The following is a 522-nucleotide window of genomic DNA, read 5'->3' on the forward strand; positions in this document are numbered from 1 at the left end:
TGCAAGAGATGGGCGGACGGTTCTACCGCATGGGCCCCGATGGAGTGCCGATGGCAATCTCGCCGGAAGCGGCGCCGGACCTTCCCCCGGCCATGGTCACGTTGCAGGCACGCGCAGAGGCGGCTGGACTGCAACCTGGCACGCCGGAATATCAGTCCTTCATGCTGAACGGCGGCCCGGCTCCGGCCCAGCAGGCTCCGTCCACGGTGCAGACGTTGCAGTTTCAGGCTGAGCAAGCCGGGCTGCAACCGGGCACACCTGAGTACCAATCGTTCATGCTCAACGGCGGACCCGCGCCGCGGCCTGACCAAACGACCGGGCAGCGCAACTATGAGTACCTCCTTGAGATGGGCGTTCCTCAAGAGCAGGCGCTGCAACAGGCCTTTGGCGCGGGCGGCGTCAACGTCACGACGAATGTCGGCGGGGCGGAGGGGTTCGCTTGCGCCCTTGCGCGGGAGGGTGCGCCAACGCGGGCGGAGCTCTCCCAAGCCGGCATCGCTGCGCGGCGGAAACAGGGGCGCC

The 522-nt window shown here is 68.0% G+C and carries 1 protein-coding gene; it reads left to right on the forward strand.

Annotation, left to right across the window (positions count from 1 at the left end; genetic code table 11):
- Positions 1 to 50: 50 nt before the first annotated feature.
- On the forward strand, positions 51 to 522 hold a 472-nt coding region (locus BTA51_RS28940), incomplete at its 3' end, for a hypothetical protein (RefSeq protein WP_210404952.1).

This window comes from Hahella sp. CCB-MM4, assembly GCF_002260525.1.
In the GTDB taxonomy this organism is placed as follows: domain Bacteria; phylum Pseudomonadota; class Gammaproteobacteria; order Pseudomonadales; family Oleiphilaceae; genus Hahella.